Origin of the sequence: Cupriavidus necator (assembly GCF_016127575.1) — a bacterium.
Lineage (GTDB): Bacteria > Pseudomonadota > Gammaproteobacteria > Burkholderiales > Burkholderiaceae > Cupriavidus > Cupriavidus necator_D.
In genome coordinates this window covers 95,699-117,735 of sequence record NZ_CP066018.1, presented here as the reverse complement: position 1 = coordinate 117,735, position 22,037 = coordinate 95,699, and the positions used below count along the sequence as shown (strand labels likewise).

Genomic DNA, 22,037 nt, shown 5'->3' with positions numbered 1-22,037 from the left:
CCCCGCTTCGGTGCGGCTGGATTTACTGCACGTTGCCGGCGACCGCGATCACCTGGCCGGTGATGTAGTTGGAATCCGGCGAGCAGAACAGGTACACGCCGCCCGCGGCTTCTTCCGGGGTGCCCCCGCGGCCAAGCGGATTGCGCTGGGCGTGCGACTTCAGCATCTCCGGATTCAGCCCGACGCGGATTTCACGGCCTTCGATGTTGACCGTGGCGCCGGCCTTGGCGTCGGCCGAGGTCATGCGGGTGTGGATCAGCCCAAACGCCACCGCATTCACGTTGACGTTGAAGCGGCCCCACTCGCGCGCCATGGCGCGGGTCATGCCGATCACGCCGGCCTTGGCGCCGGAGTAGTTGATCTGGCCGGCATTGCCGTTCAGGCCCGAGGTCGACGAGATATTGACGATCTTGCGGTACACCTCGCGGCCGGCTTCCTTGTCGGCGGCGGCCAGTGCCTTGATGTGCGGGTAGGCGGCGCGCAGGATGCGGAACGGCGCGGTCATGTGGCAGTCCAGGATGGCGTACCACTGCTCGTCGCTCATCTTCTGCACCACGTCGTCCCAGGTGAAGCCGGCGTTGTTGACGATGATGTCGATGCTCTTGAAATTGCTCATCGCCGTGTTGATGAAGCGGTCGGCAAAGTCCGGTGCGGACACGTTGCCCACGCAGGCCACGGCTTCGACGCCCATTGCCTTCAGTTCCTCGACGGTCTGTTGCGCCGGCTCGGCGTCCAGGTCATTGATGACCAGGCGCGCGCCTTCGCGTGCCAGCCGCATGGCGATGGCGTTGCCGATGCCGCGGCCCGAACCGGTGACCAGTGCCACCTTGCCTTCAAGTGCTCCCATTTCAGACTCCTTGTGCTTGATTGGATTTACAGGGCAACGACGGCGTCGCCGAGGATCTTGCTTTCGCCATACTGGTTGGCGGTCTGGATTTCCAGCCTGACGCGCTTCTCGCCGTCGACTTCCAGCTTCTCCACCACGCGGCCGGTGCAGGTGATGCGATGGCCCAGGTGGGTGATGCCGACAAAGCGCACGCCGAACTGGCGCAGCTGGCGCTGGTCCACCCACTGCGTCAGCAAGCGGCCCAGCCAGGCCATCGCCAGCATGCCGTGGGCAAACACGTCGGGGTTGCCGGCCTTGCGTGCGAAATCGATGTCGATGTGGATCGGGTTGTGGTCGTTCGACGCGCCGGCGAACAGCGCCAGCGTGGTGCGGTTGACCGGCTCCAGCGTCAGCGGCGGCAGGGTGTCGCCTACCTTGACCTGGTCGAAGCCTAGTTTGCTCATGCGGGTTCTCCGGTTCAAGTGCGATGCACCAGCACGCTGCGCAGGTCTGCCACGTGCTCGCCATCCTGGTTGGTCACGCGCGTCTCGCGCACTACGAATTCCAGCGCGCCGCCCTTCTTGTCGTAGATGTCGGCGATGGTGGACTTGAAGTGCAGGGTGTCGCCGGCGTAGGCCATGCGGTGGTAGGCAAAGGATTGCTCGCCGTGCAGGATGCGGTCGATGCGGATGCCCAGCTCATCTCGCCAGCCGGTCGCCGGCCCGGCCAGTTCCAGCGAAAAGAGGAAGGTCGGCGGCAACGGCAGGCCCGGGTGGCCGGCGTCGCGCGCGGCGGCTTCGTCGAGATAGACCGGATCGGTCTGGCCGGTGGCCTTGGCGAAGAAGCGCAGCTGGCTGGCCGGTGCGCAGGCGCGGAAATCCGCCACCACCTTGCCGATGTGTTTCTTGTCGATCATGGATGGACTCCTGTGTCAGTGTGCTCAGGCGTGCTTCTGGTACAGCGTGACCACGCAGGCGCCGCCCAGGCCGAGGTTGTGCGTCAGGGCCAGGCGTGCGCCTTCCACCTGTCGCTGGTCGGCGGTGCCGCGCAGCTGCTGGACCATCTCGTAGCATTGCGCCAGGCCGGTGGCGCCCAGCGGATGGCCCTTGGACAGCAGGCCGCCTGACGGGTTGACCACCCACTTGCCGCCGTAGGTGTTGTCGCCGTCGTTGACCAGCTTCTCGGCGCCGCCTTCCGGGCACAGGCCGAGGCCTTCATAGGTCAGCAGCTCGTTCTGCGCGAAGCAGTCGTGCAGCTCGATCACGTCGAGGTCCTGCGGGCCGACGCCGGCCTGCTCATACACCTGCTGCGAGCCTTCGCGCGTCATGCCGAAGCCGACCACGCGGATCATGTCGCGTGCGTCGTAGGTGCTGGGGCGGTCGGTGGTCAGCGACTGGCCGGCGATCAGCACGTCGGTCTTCAGGCCCTTCCTGCGCGCGAATTCCTCCGACACCACGATGGCGGCAGCGGCGCCGCAGGTTGGCGGGCAGGCCATCAGGCGCGTGAGCACGCCTTCCCACAGCGCCGGCGCGGCCAGCACGTCCTCGGTGGTCAGCACGTTGCGGAATACGGCCAGCGGGTTGTTGGCGGCGTGGCGGCTGGCCTTGGCGCGGATCCTGGCGAAGGTTTCCAGCCTGGTGCCGTACTTTTCCATATGGGCCTTGCCGGCGCCGGAGAACTGGCGGATGGCATTGGGCAGGTCCTTGCGGTCGACCAGTTCGTCCACCAGGCCGATGGCGCGCTCAAGCGCCGGGGCGCGGTCGTCCCAGCGCGACTTCAGCGCGCCGGGCTGCATGAACTCGAAGCCGACCGCGAGCGCGCAGTCCACCGCGCCGCTCTGCACCGCCTGGCGCGCCAGGAACAGCGCCGACGAGCCGGTGGCGCAGTTGTTGTTCACGTTGATGACGGGGATGCCGGTCATGCCGACCTGGTACAGCGCCTTCTGGCCGCAGGTCGAGTCGCCATACACGTAGCCGGCGTAGGCCTGCTGCACGTCCTCATAGCCAAGGCCGGCGTCTTCCAGCGCCTGGCGCACGGCGGTTGCGCCCATCACGTCATAGGTGTCGCTGCTGCCCGGCTTCTTGAACGGGATCATGCCGGCGCCGGCGACGAAAACCTTGCGAGTCATAGGTGTGCTCCGATGATTGTTTGTCTTGGGGTCAGTGCTTACAGCTTGCGCGCGATCAGATCGCGCATCACTTCGCTGGTGCCGCCGTAGATGCGGGTCACGCGCATGTCGGCAAAGGCGCGCGCCACCGGGTACTCCATCATGTAGCCGTAGCCGCCGTGCAGCTGCACCATCTGGTCCAGCGCGGTGCCCAGAACTTCGGTCGCATGGAGCTTGGCGATGGCCGCTTCTTCCAGCGTCAGGCGGCGGCGGATGTGCTCGCCGAGGTAGTGGTCGACCAGCAGCCGCACCGAGATCGCCTGCGTCTTGATGTCGGCCAGCTTGAACTTGGTGTTCTGGAAGTCCCAGACGGTCTGGCTGAAGGCCTTGCGGTCCTTGACGTAGGCCAGCGTGTGTTCCAGGCAGACCTCCAGCTTGGCGGCGGCGCTGACCGCGATCGACAGGCGCTCCTGCGGCAGTTCGGCCATCAGGTAGGCAAAGCCCTTGCCTTCCTCGCCCAGCAGGTTGGCCACCGGCACGCGCACGTTGTCGAAGAACAGCTCGGCGGTGTCCTGCGCGTGCTGGCCGACCTTGTCCAGCTTGCGGCCGCGGCGGAAGCCCTCGCGCTCGGCTTCGACCACGATCAGGCTGACGCCGCGCGCGCCGGCGGTCGGGTCGGTCTTGCAGACCATGATGATCAGGTCGGCGTTCAGGCCGTTGCTGATGAAGGTCTTGCTGCCGTTGATCACGTACTCGTCGCCATCGCGGGTGGCAGTGGTGCGGATCGCCTTGAGGTCGCTGCCGGTGCCGGGCTCGGTCATGCCGATGGCGAGGATGTATTCGCCGGAGCAGACCTTGGGAAGCCAGCGCTGCTTCTGTTCCTCGTTGCCGATGCGGGCGATATACGGCGCGATGATGTCGGAGTGCACGCCGAAGCCGACCCCGCTCAGGCCGGCGCGGGCATACTCTTCGGCATAGATGGCGGAGTGGCCGAAGTCGCCGCCGCCGCCGCCGTACTCGGTCGGCAGCGTCACGCACAGCAGGCCTTCGCGGCCGGCCTTGAGCCAGGTCTCGCGGTCGACCTTGCCGGCCTTGTCCCATTCGGCTTGCCTGGGCAGGCATTCGCGTTCGAGGAAGCGGCGCACGGTGGTGCGGAACATCTCGTGGTCGTCACGATAGATGCTGCGGTTGATTTCCATTGAGTACTCCGGATGTCGGTCTGCGGAAGGTTGCCTCAGCCCAGCAATGCGGCCGTTGGTATGGCGCTAAGGTACCGGGGAGGAGGGGGCCGCGAACACCACCCGCGTCAGGTGGCCGGAGACAGCAAAGGGGCGGCCGCGCATGGGTTGCGCGGCGTTGGGGAGGGGGGAGGGAGAGGGGGCGGTTGCGCCGTCAGTGCGGCGCGTCAGGCGGCGCCTGGTCCAGCTCGCGGTCGCGGACGCGCGCCACGGCCTCGTCGCGGCTGCTCACGCCCAGCTTGCGGAAGATGTTGCGCAAGTGCCATTTCACCGTCTCCGGCGACAGGCCCAGGGTGCGCGCAATCTTCTTGTTGGGCAGGGCCTGGCCGAGCAGGCGCACGACATCGGCTTCGCGGTCGCTCAGTTCCTCGAGGCGCGCGTCGGCCCGGGCCGGGCTGCCGGCGGGCGCGGCAGCCGCGGCGGTGCCGCCCGCCGCGCCGGCTTGCGCGGCGCGCGGCGGCACGGTGGCCTGCAGGCGTTCGACATAGAAGGCCAGCACCGGGTCCAGCGTGGTGTCCGCGGCCACGCGCACGATCTGGCCGAGCGCGCCGGGGCAGGCATCGATCACGCTGCGCATCAGCCCGAGCCGGTGGCCGCGGCGCAAGCCTTCCAGCACATGCGTGCGTGCCGCCTCGGCGTCGCCGCGGCGCGATGCCACCACGGCCGCCAGCATGTGCATCTGCGCCACGTGGCGTTGCCAGCCGCGCGCCTCGCAGTACGCGATCAGCGCTGCGGTGCGGGCCTCGGCCCCGCGCATGTCGTCATGCGCCAGGCTGAGCAGCAGGTGGGCGCGCTCGGTCACCATGTGGATGGCGTCCAGCGAGCCGCGCGGCGCGTTGCGATGGCGTGCGGCAATGGCATCCAGGCGCGCCAGCGCGGCCTCGGCGGCGGCAATGTCGCCGCTGGCCAGGTGCAGCCGGATCTGGTTGGCCAGGCTCTGCGCGACCAGCCGGTCCAGGCGCAGTTGGGTGCCGTAGTCTTCCAGCCGCTCCAGTTGCACGAAGGCATCGAGCCGGTGGCCACAGATCCAGTGCGCGGCTGCCAGCACGGTGTGCACCCGCAGCACCGAGTCCGGGATCGAGACCCGCTCGAGCACGTCGACGCGGTCCTCCAGCAGCCGGCGTGCAGCCTCCAGGTCGTTCTGCTCGTACAGCGCCTCGCCCAGCAGGGCCGCGGCAAAGTACTCCGGCTCGGCGCCGCCGTGGCCCGCTTGCTCGACTTCGCGCAGCACGTCGCGGGCGACGCGCTCGGCCTGGATCATGTTGCCTTCCAGCGCATGGCTGAAGCCGATCATGCAGCGCCCGTTGAGCATGCCGCTGGCGGTGCCCAGCAGCGGCACGCCGTCGATCACCAGCGGCGCTGCCTCGGTCTGGATGCGGCGGGCGCGCTCGTAGTCGCCCAGGTGCATGTAGAGCCACGACAGCAGGTTGTTGCGCGAGCCGATAAACAGCGCCGGCATGTCGGCGGGCACGTTCTCGATCTGCGGCAGCAGCGCCAGCGCGCCCTGGCTGTCGTCTTGCAGCAGCACCAGGGAAAAGCGCAGCAGCGCGAGCCGGTAGCGCAGCGAGGCGTCGCCCGGCGGGATGTCGGCCTCGAGCCGGTCCGCGGCCGCGGCGCACGCGTCCAGCTCGCGCGAGAACATCTGCGTGCGCAGTGCCAGCAGGCGCAGTTCGGGGCGCGCCTGCACCTGGTAGGCGGGGATGGCGCGCAGCAGCCCGAGCGCCTTGCGCACCTCGCCGCGAATGATCAGGGTGTCGGCATAGCGCTGCACCAGGTCGGCGGCGGTGTCGGCGTCGCCGGCCAGCACCGCATGGCGCACGGCCTCTTCCAGCATGCGATGGTCGCGGAACCAGCGCCAGGCCGCCGCGTGCACGGCGCGCTGCTGGGCATCGCTGCGCGAGCGGAAGCGCTGGGCCAGGGTTTCGCGCAGCAGCGGATGCAACCGGTACCAGGATTCGCGCTCGGGGCCCTGCGCCGGGGTGATGAAGAGGTTCTCCTGTTCCAGCCGCGCCAGCAGCGCCAGGATCTCGCCTTCGCCCAGCGCCTGCTCGCCCAGGGCCTCGCACAGCGACGCGGTAAAGCGTTCGCACGCGGCGGCGCGCACCAGCAGCTCGGCTTCGTCCGGCGCCAGGCGCGACAGCACCTCGCGTTCGAAATATTCTGCGAAGGCGCCGGCATCCTGCACGCTGGCCTGCACGAAGCCGGTGGCAAAGGTGAGGCCGCTGGCGTTGGCCTTCTTGCGCTTCCAGTGCGCGGCAAAGAGCTGCAGGCCGGCCACCCAGCCGTCGGTCAGCTCGTGCAGCATGCGCGCATCGCGCGGGCTGATGTCGCCCAGCTGGGCGCGCAGGAAATGCTGCGATTCAGCCAGCGTGAAGCGCAGGTCGCGCTGGTCCAGCTCCAGCAGCATGCCCTGGTCGCGCAGGCGCCCGAGCGACAGCGGCAGCGCCACGCGCGAGGCCAGCACCACATGGAAATTGGCCGGGGCATAGTCGAGCAGCCACTGCAGCGGCTCCAGCACGCGCGCCGTCAGGTGGTGCACGTCGTCGAGCACCAGGGTCACGTCGCGCTGGTGGGCGGCAATGCCGCGCACCAGCGCGATGATGGCGCGCTCGACGGCTTCGTCGTCGGTGCCGCGGTCGGCCAGGACCATGGCTTCGCGCGTCAGCGCGGGGCTGACCTCGGACAGGCAGCCGAGCAGGCGGTCGAGCCAGCGCTGGCGCTCGTTGTCGGCCGGCTCCAGCGTCAGCGCGGCCATGTCGAAGCCGAGCGCGAGCAGGTCCAGCCGCCACGCGGTCAGCAGCGCGGTCTTGCCGTAGCCGGCCGGGCCCTGCAGCACGATGCAGCGCCGGCGCCGTGCCTCGGTCAACTGCACCAGCAGGCGCTCGCGCGCGACCACGCGCGCCGCGCTGCGCAGCGACGCCGGCCGGGACGGCTGCGAGACTGGCGCGGCGGGCTGGCTGCGGGGGGCGGCTGGCGGATTGGCTGGCGTCTGGGGCATGGGCGAGGCAGGACGGTGCAGGTGAGATGCGGAGGAAATGCGGGTGGGGCAGCGCGATGCCGGGCAAAGGCGGCACGTTGTCGCGATTGTACTGGCAGACGCGGCGCGGCGGCCAAGCCACGCCTGGCCGGCTGTCCGCGTGGCCCGGGTGAGACGCGCGCAGCACCCGCAGGCCATCAGCAACAGGTGGGGGAGGGTTTGCCGGGTGCCCGGTCACAAGGCGTCGCCTTATATCTGCCGGCCAGTGGTGCGCGCGTGGCCTGTTCCTGGAGCCAACCCCGCCCGATCCGGACGAGGTTGCCGATGGGGGCGGGCGCGAGCGCGAGATCCTCGCGCTGCTTGAGCAGTCGATGTCGAACAAGCGCATTGCGCTGGTGCTCAACCTGAGCGTCGACACCGTCAAGTGGAACCTGCGGCAGATCTACGCCAAGCTCAATGTGTCGCGCCGCTACGATGCGATCCTGGTGGCCGCGCAGCGCGTTGCAGCGGCCGGGCTGACCGCACTGGCCACCCGGCTGCGCGCTTGCCTTATTCCGCGGTGGCGCCGCTGGCCTTGATCATCTGGGCGACCACGGGCTCGGTCGCGTCGAATTCGCGCCGGAACTCCGCCGGCGAGTTGCCCACCGGATCCATGGCCAGTGCCTCGAGCCGCGCGCGCATGGTCGGCGACTGGACCGACGCCCGCGCTTCCGCTTCCAGCCGCGACAGCACCGCCGCCGGCGTGCCGGAGCGCGCGAACAGGCCAAGCCAGGCGGGCGAGCGCAGTTCCTGCTCCTTCAGCCCGGCCTCGGCCATGGTCGGTACGTCGGGCAGCTCCTTGATGCGCTTGTCGCCCATCACGGCGAGGGCGGTAAGCCGGCCGCTCTTGATATGCGGGCCGAGCGTGCTCATCGAGCCGATCGCCCAGGCGATATTGCCGGCGATCATGTCCTGCGCCATTGGCGCTTCACCCTTGTAGGCCACATGCGCCATGTCCAGGCCGCGCACCTGGTTCAGGTGCGCGCCGACAAGGTGCGGGAAGGTGCCGACGCCATAGGAGCCGTAGCTGACCTTGCCCTTGTTCTTCGCGGCCCAGTCGAGGAACTGCTGCACGTTCTTTACCGGCACGTCCCGGTTCACGGCCAGCACGATCTTGGCGATGCAGAGTTCGGTGACAAAGGCCAGGTCCCGGCGCACGTCATACGGCACGTTGCGGTACAGGTGCGGCGTGTTGATCAGCGGCGAGGAGTGGGTGAGCAGGATGGTGTAGCCGTCCGGCGCGCTGCGCGTGATGGCCTGCACCGCGATCACGCCCGCGCCGCCGGGCTTGTTGTCGACGATGATGGTTTGCCCGAGACGCTTGCCCATGTCCTCGGCCAGTGCGCGCGCCACGGTGTCGGTGGCGCCGCCGGGCGGGCCCGGGACAACAACGGTGATGGGACGCGACGGGTAGCTCTGGGCACCGCAGGCGGCGCTCCACGCCATCGCTGCCATCGCGATCAGGGACTTCATGCGCATGATGTGATACCTCGGGAAGGGGGGTAGGAGACTGCGCAGCAAGAAGGGCTGCATGTGGGAAGTTATAGGATGCCCGGCACCTTGCATGCCCCCCATATCGGCTGGGCGGGATTGCCCTGGGTGGCGGTGCCACGCAGCGGGGCAGCCATGAAAAGAATGCTCCGGCTCGGGGCCGGAGCAAAACACGCGGCCGGACGATGCCGGCCAGGTGGACATTGAGTTGTGCGGCGCGGCGCCTGCCGCGCGTGTGCGCCTTAGCGCTCTGCCATCAGTCCCAGGCCCTGTGCCTGCAGCTGTGCCACGCCATCGGCATCGAAGCCCCAGTCGCGCAGCGCGGCGGCGCCATGCTCGCCGCGCGCCGGCGCGGGGCCGGAGATCTCGGAAGGCGTGCCGAGGAATCGCGGCGCCGGTGCCGGCTGCACCACGCCCGCGACTTCGACGAAGCTCGGCGCGCCGTTTTGTCTGCGGAGCAGGACACTAGGCCTTGTGGTTCGGCAACGGAGCTCCCTGCATCTCCTGCTCCTGCAGTTCGCGCCACGCGATCTTGCCGGTGGCGGAGCGCGGCAGGCGTTCGACAAACTGCACGATGCGCGGCGCCTTGTAGGTCGCCATGCTGGTGCGGCACCACGCCAGCAACTCTTCCTCGGAAACGCCGGCGCCGTCACGCCGCACGATCACCGCCTTCACGGTCTCGCCCCGGTGCGGATCGCGCGCGGCGATCACGCAGGCTTCCAGGATGGCAGGGTGGGTATGCAGGATCGCTTCCACCTCGGCCGGCCACACCTTGTAGCCCGAGGCGTTGACCATGCGCTTGAGGCGGTCGCGCATGACGAAGTAGCCGTCGGCATCGACGCTGGCAAGGTCGCCGGTACGGAAGAAGCGCTTGCCGTCGATCGTGATAAAGCTCTCGGCATTGGCCGCGGGCTGGTTCCAGTAGCCCAGCATCACCTGCGCGCCGTGCACCACGATCTCGCCGACCTCGCCGCGCGGCACTTCGGTCAGCGTGGCGGGATCGATGACGCGCGCATCGACGCCGTAGGTCGGCACGCCCAGGTGCCCGGAGCGCGCTGCGGCAAGCGGGTTGGCGATGATGAACGAGGCAGTCTCGGTCAGGCCGTAGCCTTCGACAAACTGCAGTCCGTAGCGCTCCTTCATCAGCCGCGCGGTACTGTCGGGCACCGCCGCGCCGCCCCCGACCACGCAGGCCAGGCTGCTCAGGTCGAATGACTCGATACCTGGCTGCGCGAAGAACTCCACCAGCATCGGCGGCGGCGCAGCCCAGAACGTGACGCGATGGCGCGCCACCAGCTGCGCCACGGTGCGCCGGTCCCAGCGCGGCAGCAGCACGATGGTGCCGCCCATGTAGACCGGCGCGTTGACGCCGTTCTGCAGCCCGAGCAGGTGGAACATCGGCGCCACTGCCAGGAAGGTCGATTCGGCGTGCGAGCGCCGCCACAGCTGCGAGCCCGCCACCGACACCATCACCGTGCGGTGCGTGTGCATGCAGGCCTTGGGCGCCCCGGTGGTGCCCGAGGTGTAGGGCAGCATGCACAGGTCGTCCAGGCCTGCGGAGCGCGGCGATGGCGTGGAGCCGGCGGCCATGGCCTGCTGCCAGTGGACCGCGCCGGCCGGCAACGCCGTGCCGGACGAGCGCTGCTGCACCCAGTCCGGAATCGAGAGTCCGTCGTCGGGCTGCGCGGGCAGGGCATCGCCATAGTGATGCACGATCACGTGGCGCAGCGGCGTGGTGCCGACCAGCGGCGCCACCTGGCCGACCAGCTCGCTTGCGGCAAACGCGGCCACCGCGCCGCTGTCGGTGACGATATGGCGCAGCTCGTCTTCCAGCAGCATGGCGTTGGCCGGCACCACCACGGCATCGGCGCGCAGGATCGCGTGGTAGGCCACGATGAACTGCGGGCTGTTCTGGCTGAGCAGCACCACGCGGTCGCCGCGGCGCACGCCGCATGCCTGCTGCAGGTAGCCGGCCATGCGCTCCACCTGCGCCAGCAGTTCGGCATAGGTGGTGGCGCCGTGGTAGAACTGGACCGCGACCTTGTCGGGGAAGCGCCGGGCCGAGATCTCAAGGTTCTCCGCCAGGGTGGTGTGCGGCATATGGAAGACGCGCGGCACGTCGCCGAGCGCCACTGCGGCGTCCACCGCAAGCGGACCCGCGGGGACGGCGGTGACGCCTGCATCGGGCAGATAGTTGTGGGTCATGGTTGTCTTTACTGTCATGTTGCAGTTGCCGTCAGAGCGCGGTATCGCCCATCCAGCAGCCGGCCTCAGGCCAGCGTGAACGTCGGTACCGGTGCGCCGCCATCGCTGGGCGAGAACTTCACCTGTACCTTCTGTCCGATCCGCACCGTGTCGAGGTCGCAGTCGACGATATGGGTCATCATGGTCACGCCTTCGTCCAGCTTCACGTAGGCGATGCAGAACGGATTGGGGCCGGCGCGGCGCGTCACGCTGAAGCTGTAGATGGTGCCGCGGCCGCTGGCTGGCTTCCATGAGGTGGTGCCCATGCAGAACGGGCACAGCACGCGCGGATACCAGTGAGGCTTGCCGCAGTCGTCGCAGACCTTGACCAGCAATTGCCCTTCGCGCGCGGCCTGCCAGAAGGGAAGGTTGTCGGGCTGCTCGTCCGGTGCCTTGTAGGCAAAGGGGGTATGTGGGGTCGTCATGTCATTGCTCCCGCGCATTATTCACGTTCAAGGATCAGGGTGGCGCTGCCGTGGCGCGAGCCCAGGTAGCCGCCGGTGCCTTGCGCCAGCGCCAGGTCGCAGTTGGCGACCTGCACCGCCGGGTGGGCTTCGCCGCGCAGCTGGCGCACGGCCTCGATGACCTTGGTGATGCCGCCGCGGTTGGCCGGGTGGTTGTTGCACAGGCCGCCGCCGTCGGTGTTGAAGGGCAGCTTGCCGACGCCCGAGATCAGGTTGCCGTCGGCGACGAACCTGCCGCCTTCGCCTTTCTTGCAGAAGCCCAGGTCTTCCAGCTGCATCAGCACGGTGATGGTGAAGCTGTCGTAGATCGACGCGTACTTGATGTCGGCCGGCGTGACGCCCGCCTCGGAAAATGCCGTCGCGCCCGAGAAGCGCGCGCCGGACCAGCTCAGGTCGACTTCGCCACCGAGCTGGCCCTTGATGTACTCGCCGGCGCCGCGGATCTTCACCTTGGGCCGTTTCAGCGTGGCGGCGATTTCCGGGCGCGCCACGATCAGTGCGCCGCCGCCGTCCGATACCACGCAGCAGTCGAGCTTGTGCAGCGGATCGGAAATCATCGGCGAGTTCAGCACGTCTTCGACCGTGACCACGTCGCGCAGCATGGCATGGGGGTTGTGCTGCGCGTGGTGCGACGCGGCCACCTTGACCCAGGCGAACTGCTCGGCAGTGGTACCGTACTCGTGCATATGGCGCATGGCCGCCATCGCGTACAGGTTGACTGTGACCGGGCTGAAGGGGCTCTCGAACGGCGCGTCGGGCAGGTTGGCGCCCCAGTTGCGCGCCTGCGTGCCGCTGGAGCCTTCCGAGCGCGGGCGCCCCGCCAGCGTGATCAGGGCCACGTTGCACTTGCCGGCCGCGATGGCCTGCGCCGCATGCGAGACATGGACCAGGTAGGCGGAGCCGCCGGTGTCGGTGGAGTCGACATGGCGCACCTTGAGACCGAGATAGTCGACCATGTTGACCGCGCCCAGCCCCGGCGCGTCGCCGGCGCAGAAGTAGCCGTCCACGTCGGCCAGCGTCAGGCCAGCGTCCTGCAGCGCGCCCTTGGCGCTTTCAGCGTGCAGCTGCGCCACCGACTTGTCCGGTGCCTTGCGGGTCGGGTGCTCATAGGCCCCGACGATATAGGCCTTGCCCTTGATGCTCATCTTTTCTCCTCTGGTGCGTCAAATGGTGCTACGCATGGATATTGCAGGGGTTTCCGGGCCGAACGGCACCCTGCCGCCGAGGCACTGTGCGATCTCTTCCTTGGTGCGCACCCTGCTGAAAGACTCGATGGCGTCGATCACCTGCTGCGCATTGCACACGCGCCCGGCCGTTCGTCGGTCAGCTTTTGCACGTTGCGCTCATTTGGTCGATCCCTGCGACGTCCGGCATGCGGCTTTATGTACGTACATAGTAAGAGATCAGCGCGGTTCGGTGGCAAGTCAAGGCGCCGGCCCACCCGTATCGGGTGGGTGAATTTCCGCCAAGATTTCCTGGATATTCCGATCATTGACATAGCTTGGTCCGCCCTCCACTATGTACGGACATAGTCACGGCGGGAGACGAGGTCTTGCGCCAGCATGACGGTGCCGGCCGAAGCGGACCGGCGCTTCTTCGAGGCCTGAGCGGCGCGGCTCCGGGTGCCGCTGCCGCTTGTCTTAGAATGCGCGGCCCCATTTTTCATGCATCGGCCCGGGACATCTCATTGCCATGCGCAACCAACTGAACGACAAGCGTGCGGAAGCACCGGCGGCGCCGGGGGCGACCGCCTCGACCCGCTATGCCGAGCTGGCCAGCACCCTGGTCCGGGATATCGTCGAGGGCCGCCGCGTGGTCGGCAGCCTGCTGCCGACCGAGCATGATCTCGCCGAGCAGCATGGCGTCAGCCGCCATACCGTGCGCGCGGCACTCAAGCTGCTGCAGGACTGGGGCTATATCTCGCGCAAGAAGGCGGTGGGGACCATCGTCGAGAGCGCCAACCCGGACGCGTCGTACATCCAGTCGTTCGGCACCGCAGAAGACCTGGTGCGGGTGGCAGCCACCGAGATCCGCAGTATCGAGGCGGTGCACAGCGTCACGCTGGACCGCGCCGAGGCCCGCCTGCTGGAGGCGCCGATTGGCAGCGAATGGCTGCGTTTTTCCGGCACGCGGGTCGATGCGCGCAAGGGCAGCACGCCGGTGGCGCGCGCCGACATCTACATCGACGCCTCGCTGGCGCACCTGGCGGATACCATCCGCAACAACCCCAGGCTATTGGTCAGCGCGCTGATCGAGCGCGATTGCGGCGTGGCCATTGCCGAGATCCGGCAGGTGATTCACGGCGTGCTGATCGATGCGCGGCTGGCAGCGGTGTTGGGCGCCGAGCCGGGCTCGGCCGGCCTGCGGCTGATCCGCCATTACAAGGACGCGCAGGGCAGGATCCTTGAGATCACCGACACGATCTATCCGGCGGACCGGGTGACGGTGGCGTTCCAGCTCAAGCGCAGCCGGGTGCAGCTGTAACGGCTGCATCCCGGCGCAGCGAAGGAGACAAGGATGAAGGCTGCTGTCCTCTACGAGGCCAAGACCCCGTCCGTCATCGAAGACGTTGTCATCGGCAAGCCCGGCCCGCGTAAGTGCGGTGCCGGCCGCGGAAGATGGTGACGACTTGGTCGGGCTGTTGCTGCAGCGAGCGGTGCAGGGCTCTGGTCAGGTACAAGGTTGTCTGCGTCAATCTCTAATCTGTGCATGAGGTGCTGCGAGTACTGCCGATCATAAGCCGGGCTTTGCATTCGAAAATTCCAGATTGTGGGGTTCGCAGGTGGTGCCCCCTCGCCGGAGACTCTGCCTGATTCATCTTCCTTCGGGGCGCTTCTGCGTCGCCTGTCTGTGTGACGCAGTGCATACCGAATGCTCGCGGCGACCGCTACAATCCGCGATGGGACATTTACGAACATGGCGAAGAAGGATCGATGACCTACATCGTTGAAGCGGTGGACGAAGCCTTGGGCTTGCTGATGCTGGTGGCCGAGCACCCATCGCTGGGCGTGACCGAACTGGCGCGGCGGGCCGGGCTGACCAAGGCGCGCGCGTTCCGCCTGCTGACCACGCTGGAGCACCGCGGCCTGATCGCGCGCGAGTCGCCGGCAGCGGTCTACAAGCTCAGCTACAACGCGCTGCTGGTGGGCAATGCCGCGCGCGAGCAGTTCGACCTGGTCAAGCTGGTGGCGCCGCGGCTGGCGGCGATCGGCGCGGCCTGCGGCGAGAACGTGATCGTGCGCGTGCGCGACGGGCTGGAGTCGGTGTGTGTGGCGCGGCATGAGTCGACCCAATCGGTGCGCGTGCATACCGAGATCGGCAACCGCCGGCCGCTGCATGTGGGGGCCTCCGGCAAGCTGCTGCTTGCCTACGCTGCGCCCGAGGTGCTGGACGCCGTGCTGGCGCACCAGCTGGAACGTTTCACCGCCAAGACCATCATCGAGCCGCAGTCCCTGCGCGACGAGCTTGCGGCGATCCGCGCCGCGGGCTATGCGGTGTCGCTTGGCGAGCGCGATGCCGATGCTGTCTCTGCCGCCGCGCCGCTGCGCGATCACAGCGGCGCGGCAGTGGCGTCGCTGAGCATCGCCAGCCCGGCCAGCCGGACCACGCAGGAGGCGCTGGACCGGCATGTGGCGATGGTGGTGGCGGAGGCCGCCGCGCTGTCACGCGCGCTCGGGCATACCGGCGGCTGAACCCGGCTGGGCGCGGCAGGACCGCGCAAATTCCCGATATCTCAAAAGCGGCGCTTCGGCGCCGCTTTTTCTTTGGCCGCGCGAATCACAGGGGTAAACCCTGCTTCTCGACAACGGCTTCGATGTCTTATTCTTCGATACGCGGTATCACTGAATGAAACATTGTTTCGAGAAACGAACCAGATCCCCATGTCTCACCTTGCTGTCCACCTGGCGTCACGTATCGCCGCTGCCCTGGCTGCCTTCGCGCTGCTCGCGGCCGGCCACGCCGCGCATGCCGCCGACCTGCGCATCGGCTACAAGGCCGAGATCAGCGCCGCCGATCCCCATGTGCTGGACGCCGCCGGCCGCAACCTGTGGGGCCACGTGTACGAGACCCTGGTCGGCCTGGACAATGCGCTGCGCCCCGTGCCCCAGCTGGCCACGGCATGGCGCCAGCTGGACGACCGCAACTGGGAATTCCAGCTGCGCCCGGGCGTGCGTTTCAGCAACGGTGAGCCATTCACCGCCGAGGATGCACGCTATTCGATCGAGCGCGCCATGAAGCTGCCGGGGGCGCGCACCTTCCGCACTTACCTGAAGTCGGTTGCAGCGGTAGAGGTGACGGGGCCGCTGACGCTGCGCGTGCGCACGCGCTCGCCCAACCCGGTGCTGCCGCAGAACATCGGCATGGTGGCGATGCTGCCGCGCTCGCTCGGCAAGGCCGTGCGCGAGGCCGACTTTGCCCATGGCAGCGCCAGCATCGGCACCGGCCCATACAAGCTGGTGGCCTGGGAGCACGGCCAGCAGCTGACGCTGGCGCGCAATCCGGGCTACTGGGGCGGACCGCAGCCGTGGCAGCGGGTGGTGTTCCAGTTCATCCCGAAGGAGCCGGCGCGGGCCTCGGCGCTGCTGTCGGGGCTGGTGGATGTGATCGACGCCTCGTCGGCCAGCATCGCCGAAGCCTTTGCGCGCACCAACGGCCGCATCCGCACCGTATCGGCGACCTCGTACATGCTGAACTACCTGCAGCTGGACCAGGCGCGCGCGGTGTCGCCTTATGTGCAGGACAACGCCGGCCAGCCGCTGGCGGCCAATCCGTTGCGCGATGCCCGGGTGCGCCAGGCCATCAGCCTGGCCATCGACCGCGACCTGATCGCGGCGCGCGTGACCAGGGGCGATTCCGTGCCGGCCGGGCAGATGGTGCCGCAGGGTTTCTTCGGCTTTGCCCCCAACGTGCCGGCGCCGCGTGCCGATGCCGCGCGGGTGCGCCGCCTGCTGGCCGAGGCTGGCTATCCCGAGGGCTTCCGCCTGACGCTGCATTGCCCCAACGACCGCTATCTGAACGACGCCAAGACCTGCGAGGCGGTGGGGCAGATGCTGACCCGCGCCGGCATCCGCACCGAGGTGCGCACGCTGCCGTATTCGGTCTATATCACCCGCGCCACCTCGGGCGGCGACGGCGGCAAGCCGGAATTCAGCGTCTTCCTGCTCGGCATCGGCGCGGTCAGCGGCGATTCGCTGGAGCCGCTGGTGGCGGTGGCGCATGCGCAGGACAAGGCCGCCGGGCTGGGCGCCAACAACCGCAGCGGCTATGCCAACGCGGCAGTGGATGCGCTGATCGAGGAATCGATGCATACCATGGCGCCGGCGCCGCGCGACCAGGCGCAGCAGCGCGCGGCCGAGAAGCTGGCCGCCGACGCGGGCATCGTGCCGCTGCATCACCTGCGCGCCGCGTGGGCCTATCGCGACGGGCTCGCGGTGCAGCCGCGCAGCGACGGCTTCACCTATGCCAGCAATATCCGCCCGGCGCCGCCCGCCGCCCCGCAACGCTGATCCGCGCCACGGACTATCCCGCCTTTAATCATCATGTTCGAAACCCTTCTCAAACGGCTGCTGCAGAGCCTTGCGGTGCTGTGGATCATGTCGGTGCTGACCTTCTGCGCGGTCAACCTGATCGGCGACCCGGTGCACCTGCTGGTCAGCCCCACCGCCACCGAGCAGGAAATCACTGAGGCGCGCCACGCGCTCGGCCTGGACCTGCCCATGCCGCAGCAATACCTGCGCTTCCTGCAGGGCGCCCTGCACGGCGACCTGGGCGATTCCTTCATCTATAACCGGCCGGCGATCGAGCTGATCGTCAGCCGCGTGCCGGCCACGCTGGAACTGGCCGTGACGGCGCTGCTGCTGTCGCTGGGCATCGGCATCCCGATGGGTGTGTTTGCGGGCCTCAAGCCGCATAGCCGGCTGGCGCGGATGCTGATGGCGTGCTCGCTCGGCGGCGTGATCATGCCGACCTTCTGGATCGGCATGATCTGCATCCTGGTGTTCTCGGTGAACCTGGGCTGGCTGCCTTCGGGCGGGCGCGGGCCGGTCAGCACGGTGCTGGGCATGCCGCTGTCGGTGACCAGTTGGGAAGGCATGCGCTTCCTGCTGCTGCCGGCGCTGACGCTGTCGCTGTTCAAGATCTCGCTGGTCGCGCGCCTCACCGAGGCCGGCACGCGCGAAGTGGCCGGTCAGGAGTACATCAGGTTTGCCCGCGCCAAGGGCGTGGGCGGCGCGCGGCTGGTGCTGCGCCATGTCGTTCCCAATGTGCTGATCCCGATCGTCACCGTGGTCGGCCTGGAGTTCGGCCACCTGATCGCGTTCTCGGTGGTGACCGAGTCGGTGTTCTCCTGGCCTGGCATGGGCAAGCTGATCATCGATTCGGTGCTGGCGCTGGACCGTCCGGTGGTGGTGGCCTACCTGCTGGTCACGCTGGTGCTGTTCGTGGTGCTGAACCTGGTGGTCGACCTGCTCTACGTGGTGCTGGACCCGCGCCTGCGGCACAAGCCGGCCTAGACCCCGCCTCCGCCGCTTTTCTCCCTCCAAAAGAACGAGACTGAACCGATGTCCCTGCCTGTATCTGAAGCCGACACTGCCGTGCCCGCGCTTGCGCCGGCCGCGGCGGAACCGGCGCCTGCCGCCGCGCCGCCTGCGGCACGGCCCTCGCTGCTGCGGCGCTTCTGCGCCAACCGCGTCTCCGCCGCCGCGCTGGCACTGCTGGTGGCGCTGCTGCTGGTTGCCGTGCTGGCCCATGTGATCAGCCCGCAGAATCCCTATGACCTCGCCACGGTGTCGGTGATCGACTCCGAACTGCCGCCGGGCAGTGTCGGCTACGAAGGCCGGCCGCATTACTGGCTGGGCACCGACGGCGCCGGGCGCGACCTGCTCAGCGCCATCTTCTATGGCATCCGTATCAGCGTGGGCGTGGGCGTGATCAGCGCGGTGGTGGCGCTGATGGTCGGCAGCGCCGTGGGCCTGGCCGCGGCGTACTTCGGCGGGGTGGCGGATGCCGCCATCATGCGCGTGGTCGACCTGCAGCTGAGCCTGCCCGCGGTGTTGGTGGCGCTGATCCTGCTGGCGGTGCTGGGGCAGGGCGTGGACAAGACCCTTCTGGCGCTGGTGATCGTGCAGTGGGCCTACTTTGCCCGCACCGTGCGCGGCGCGGCTCAGGTGGAGCGGCGCAAGGAATATGTCGAGGCCGCGCTTGGCCAGGGCTTGCCGGCGCTGCGCGTGATGTTCCGCCATATCCTGCCCAACTGCATGGCGCCGCTGGTGGTGACCGGAACGCTGCAGATCGCGCATGCGATCACGCTGGAGGCCACCATGAGCTTCCTCGGCATCGGGCTGCCACGCACGCAGCCGTCGCTGGGCATGCTGATCGCCAATGGCTTCGAATACATGCTGTCGAACAAGTACTGGATCAGCATCTTCCCGGGCGTGGCCCTGGTGCTGCTGATCGGCTCGATCAACCTGGTGGGCGACCGCCTGCGCCGCGTGCTCAATCCGCGGCTGGAAGGGTAAGGAGCCCGGCATGGCACTACTGGAAGTTACCGGCCTGAGCACCAGCTTCGCGCTCGCGCGCGGGGCCGTGAAGGCGGTGGATGGCGTGTCGTTTGCGCTGGAGCCGGGCGAGATCCTCGGCATCGTCGGCGAGTCAGGCTCGGGCAAGTCGGTGACGGCGTTTTCGCTGATGAACCTGCTGGACCCGCCCGGGCGTGTCACTGGCGGTTCGGTGCGCTTCAAGGGACGGGAGCTGCTGGCGTGTTCGCCGCGCCAGTGGCAGGCGCTGCGCGGCGACCGCATCGCGATGGTGTTCCAGGATCCGATGATGTCGCTCAACCCGGTGATGCGCGTGGGCGACCAGCTGGCCGAGACCGTGCTGGTGCATCGCCGCCGCACCCGCGCGCAAGCGCACGCGCAGGCAGTCGACGCGCTCACGCGCGTGGGCATCCCGGCGCCGGAGCAGCGCATGCGCGCCTATCCGCATGAGCTGTCGGGAGGCATGCGCCAGCGCGTGGCAATCGCCAATGCGCTGATCAACCGCCCGGACCTGATCATTGCCGATGAGCCCACCACCGCACTGGACGTCACCATCCAGGCGCAGATCCTCTACGAGATGAAGCAGCTGGTGCGCGAGACCGGTGCCGCCGCGATCTGGATCAGCCATGACCTGGCCGTGGTCAAGGACCTGGTCGACCGCGTCTGCGTGATGTACGCGGGCAGGGTGGTGGAGCAGGGCCCGGTCGCCGACCTGATTGAGCGGCCGCTGCATCCGTACACGCGCGGGTTGCTGGATTCCCTGCCCACGCCGGCCATGCGCGGCGCAACGCTGCGCGCGATCCCGGGCGCGGCCCCGGCGCTGGCCGCGCTGCCACCGGGCTGTGCTTTTGCGCCGCGCTGCCAGCGCGCGCAGGACGCATGCCGCCAGGCGCCCGCCGAAACCACCGTGCGCGGCCGGACGCTGCGCTGCTTTTATCCCCTGGAGGTGGCATGACAGTCATGCTCGAAGCGCGCAACCTGCAGAAACGCTTCTCCATGAGGCCCGGCCTGCTGGGACGCATGGCCGGCAAGCCAGTGCAGGCGGTGCATGCCGTCAATGATGTCTCGCTGCAGGTGAAGAAGGGCGAGGTGCTGGGTGTGGTCGGCGAGTCCGGCTGCGGCAAGTCCACGCTGGGCCGCATGCTGGCGGGGCTGCTGCCGCAGACGGGCGGCGAGATTGCGTGGGAAGGCAGGCGCGCCGATATCGCGTCCGCCGGCTATCACCGCGCCGTGCAGATGGTGTTCCAGAACCCCTATGCCTCGCTCAACCCGCGGCTGCGCATCGGCCAGGCCATTACCGAAGGCGCGGTCTATCACGGCATGGTCAAGCGTGCGCGCGCGGCGTCGTTCGCCGGCGAACTGCTGCAGCAGGTGGGGCTTGATCCCAGCTACGCCGAGCGCTTTCCGCATGAGTTCTCCGGCGGCCAGCGCCAGCGCGTGGCCATTGCCCGCGCACTGGCGCTGCGCCCGCGCCTGCTGATCTGCGACGAGGCCGTGTCCGCGCTCGACGTCTCGGTGCAGGCGCAGATCATCAACCTGTTCATGCAGCTGCGGCGCGAACACGAACTGACCTATGTCTTCATCAGCCACAACCTGGCGGTGGTGGAGCATATGTCGGACCGCGTGGTGATCATGTACCTGGGCCGCATCGTCGAGAGCGGCGCTGCGCGCGACGTGTTCGGCGCGCCCAACCATCCCTATACCCGTGCCCTGCTGGCCGACGCGCCGCGCCTGGGCGCCAGCCCGCCAGCGCACCAGCCGATCCGCGGCGAACTGCCCAGCCCGCTGGCGCCGCCCACGGGCTGCGCCTTCCATCCGCGCTGCCCGCATGCGAGCGCGCGTTGCGCGGCCGAAGTACCGGTGCTGCGCGATATCGGTGGGCGGCTGTCCGCCTGCCACTTGAATGACTAGATAGCTGCCGCCCGGCCGGCCCACGCTCCCCCCTGTGCATCGATGCCATCCCGCCGCGCGCGCGGCGGGCGGGGAGCGTGCGCGCTGCGCGGACAGACAACGCGGCAGTTGGGATCACCCTAGGGGCACTTGTGCGTTGGCACACAACAATAGAGGGAGCAGAAGCATGAAGGGTATCCAGACCAAGAGTGCGCTCGCACGCGCCTGCATCGGCGGCGCGCTGGCGCTGCTGTCGGCCGCGGCCGACGCATCGGTGACGCTGTACGGCCGCCTCGACACCGATATCGAATACCAGAAGGGCCCGGACGGCCGCGCCACGCAGATGGTCGACAACGCCTCGCGCTGGGGCATGCGCGGCAGCGAAGACCTGGGCGGGGGCTTGCGCGCCGCGTTCGGGCTGGAGCAGGGCTTTGCCGCCGACAGCGGCACGGCCACCAACCCGCAGTTCCGCAATGCCTTTGTCGGACTGCAGGGCGGCTTCGGCGCGATCGCGCTGGGGCGGCTGGATTCGGTGACGATCGTGGGTTCGCCGATCTACTCGCAGGTGACGCAGAACATCGACTTCGCCATCCATGATGCGGGCGCCACTGCCATCGGCACCAAGGTGCTGAACGCGCGCAACCGCGTGTCGAACGCGCTGGGCTACGCGACGCCGGAGTTCGGCGGCTTTTCAGTACGGGCGCGCGTGAACCTGGCGGGCCCCGATCCGGCCACTCCCAACGCCAGGTCGCCGGTGCGGGCCGAGGACGACTTCCGCCAGTACGACCTTGGCCTTAACTACGCTGCCGGCAACTTTGCCGCGGGCGTGGGCTATTCGCGCGATGCCAAGGCCGGCGGGCTGGTGGCCAATGATTTCCGCGACAAGGTGCAGGGCGCGGCGTCGTATAACTTTACCGTGGTCAATATCTACGGCATCTACGGGCGCGACCGCTACGCCGGCACTGCCGCCACCCGCACCGACGTGCCTTACTGGCTGGTCGGCTTCACCGTGCCCTATGGCGCCCACAAGCTCACCGTGAACTACATGGAGCGCGCAGTACAGCGCGACCCGCAAGGCAGGCTCAAGAAGGTGCAGGCCGGCTATGGCTACAGCCTGAGCAAACGCACCATGCCCTACGTCTTCTTCGATCGCGAGGATCCCAACTCGCACAAGCCCGGTGACACCGTGACCACGGTCGGCATCGGCATCCAGCACAAATTCTGAT

The 22,037-nt window shown here is 68.5% G+C and carries 19 protein-coding genes and 1 pseudogene; 9 read left to right on the top strand and 11 right to left on the bottom strand.

All coding sequences use genetic code 11. The features are described from left to right. Positions 1-22: 22 nt before the first annotated feature. The 6 genes from I6H87_RS00570 to I6H87_RS00545 form a co-directional block, all read right to left on the bottom strand. Positions 23-847 carry an SDR family NAD(P)-dependent oxidoreductase gene (locus I6H87_RS00570; RefSeq protein WP_010808912.1) on the bottom strand — a complete coding sequence of 275 codons (825 nt, stop codon included), beginning with the start codon at positions 845-847 and terminating at the stop codon, positions 23-25. Positions 848-873: 26 nt separating this feature from the next. Continuing rightward, entirely contained in the window at positions 874-1,290 is a 417-nt protein-coding gene (locus I6H87_RS00565; protein ID WP_010808911.1) for a MaoC family dehydratase, read from the bottom strand. 14 nt (positions 1,291-1,304) lie between these two features. After that, positions 1,305-1,742, bottom strand: a complete 438-nt coding sequence (locus I6H87_RS00560; protein WP_010808910.1) for a MaoC family dehydratase N-terminal domain-containing protein — start codon at positions 1,740-1,742, stop codon at positions 1,305-1,307. 24 nt (positions 1,743-1,766) lie between these two features. Further along, positions 1,767-2,954 carry a lipid-transfer protein gene (locus tag I6H87_RS00555; protein ID WP_010808909.1) on the bottom strand — a complete coding sequence of 396 codons (1,188 nt, stop codon included), beginning with the start codon at positions 2,952-2,954 and terminating at the stop codon, positions 1,767-1,769. 38 nt (positions 2,955-2,992) lie between these two features. Next, complete coding sequence (locus I6H87_RS00550) at positions 2,993-4,132, bottom strand: acyl-CoA dehydrogenase family protein (protein WP_010808908.1); 1,140 nt, start codon at positions 4,130-4,132, stop codon at positions 2,993-2,995. A 193-nt stretch (positions 4,133-4,325) separates the two neighbouring features. Beyond that, positions 4,326-7,169 (bottom strand): winged helix-turn-helix domain-containing protein, encoded by a 2,844-nt coding sequence (locus I6H87_RS00545; RefSeq protein ID WP_136227753.1) that lies wholly within the window; start codon positions 7,167-7,169, stop codon positions 4,326-4,328. Between the two features lie 350 nt (positions 7,170-7,519). Between I6H87_RS00545 and I6H87_RS00540 the strand changes: the two genes are divergently transcribed. Beyond that, a complete protein-coding gene (locus I6H87_RS00540; RefSeq protein ID WP_041687256.1) occupies positions 7,520-7,726 on the top strand; it encodes a helix-turn-helix transcriptional regulator in 207 nt (68 codons plus the stop codon). On the opposite strand, the gene I6H87_RS00535 is transcribed toward I6H87_RS00540, so the two are convergent. The 5 genes and pseudogenes from I6H87_RS00535 to I6H87_RS00515 form a co-directional block, all read right to left on the bottom strand. Then, positions 7,698-8,666, bottom strand: a complete 969-nt coding sequence (locus I6H87_RS00535) for a Bug family tripartite tricarboxylate transporter substrate binding protein (RefSeq protein ID WP_010813149.1) — start codon at positions 8,664-8,666, stop codon at positions 7,698-7,700. The genes I6H87_RS00540 and I6H87_RS00535 overlap by 29 nt on opposite strands. A 254-nt stretch (positions 8,667-8,920) precedes the next feature. Then, a pseudogene (locus I6H87_RS00530) lies at positions 8,921-9,112 on the bottom strand (CoA transferase); the annotation flags it as partial. Between the two features lie 31 nt (positions 9,113-9,143). Then, the gene (locus I6H87_RS00525; protein ID WP_011614985.1) at positions 9,144-10,883 is read right to left on the bottom strand and encodes a long-chain fatty acid--CoA ligase; all 1,740 of its coding nucleotides are present in this window, start codon (positions 10,881-10,883) and stop codon (positions 9,144-9,146) included. Positions 10,884-10,948: 65 nt separating this feature from the next. Beyond that, complete coding sequence (locus I6H87_RS00520) at positions 10,949-11,347, bottom strand: Zn-ribbon domain-containing OB-fold protein (RefSeq protein ID WP_010813146.1); 399 nt, start codon at positions 11,345-11,347, stop codon at positions 10,949-10,951. A 17-nt stretch (positions 11,348-11,364) separates the two neighbouring features. Further along, positions 11,365-12,531, bottom strand: coding sequence for a thiolase family protein (locus tag I6H87_RS00515; protein WP_010813145.1), 1,167 nt, complete (start codon positions 12,529-12,531; stop codon positions 11,365-11,367). Positions 12,532-13,078: 547 nt separating this feature from the next. Here I6H87_RS00515 and I6H87_RS00510 point away from each other — a divergent pair. From I6H87_RS00510 to I6H87_RS00475, 8 genes are all read left to right on the top strand, one after another. After that, complete coding sequence (locus tag I6H87_RS00510) at positions 13,079-13,870, top strand: GntR family transcriptional regulator (protein WP_011614986.1); 792 nt, start codon at positions 13,079-13,081, stop codon at positions 13,868-13,870. Positions 13,871-14,319: 449 nt separating this feature from the next. Beyond that, positions 14,320-15,078, top strand: coding sequence for an IclR family transcriptional regulator (locus tag I6H87_RS00505; RefSeq protein ID WP_010813142.1), 759 nt, complete (start codon positions 14,320-14,322; stop codon positions 15,076-15,078). Positions 15,079-15,267: 189 nt separating this feature from the next. Continuing rightward, positions 15,268-16,893 (top strand): ABC transporter substrate-binding protein, encoded by a 1,626-nt coding sequence (locus tag I6H87_RS00500; RefSeq protein ID WP_010813141.1) that lies wholly within the window; start codon positions 15,268-15,270, stop codon positions 16,891-16,893. Between the two features lie 33 nt (positions 16,894-16,926). Beyond that, positions 16,927-17,898, top strand: coding sequence for an ABC transporter permease (locus I6H87_RS00495; protein ID WP_011614987.1), 972 nt, complete (start codon positions 16,927-16,929; stop codon positions 17,896-17,898). Positions 17,899-17,946: 48 nt separating this feature from the next. Next, complete coding sequence (locus I6H87_RS00490; protein WP_011614988.1) at positions 17,947-18,903, top strand: ABC transporter permease; 957 nt, start codon at positions 17,947-17,949, stop codon at positions 18,901-18,903. A 10-nt stretch (positions 18,904-18,913) separates the two neighbouring features. Then, positions 18,914-19,876 carry an ABC transporter ATP-binding protein gene (locus I6H87_RS00485; RefSeq protein ID WP_011614989.1) on the top strand — a complete coding sequence of 321 codons (963 nt, stop codon included), beginning with the start codon at positions 18,914-18,916 and terminating at the stop codon, positions 19,874-19,876. Beyond that, complete coding sequence (locus I6H87_RS00480) at positions 19,873-20,832, top strand: ABC transporter ATP-binding protein (protein WP_011614990.1); 960 nt, start codon at positions 19,873-19,875, stop codon at positions 20,830-20,832. The genes I6H87_RS00485 and I6H87_RS00480 overlap by 4 nt, the downstream gene beginning before the upstream one ends. Positions 20,833-20,998: 166 nt before the next feature. After that, complete coding sequence (locus tag I6H87_RS00475; RefSeq protein ID WP_011614991.1) at positions 20,999-22,036, top strand: porin; 1,038 nt, start codon at positions 20,999-21,001, stop codon at positions 22,034-22,036. The last annotated feature ends 1 nt before the right edge of the window (position 22,037 follow it).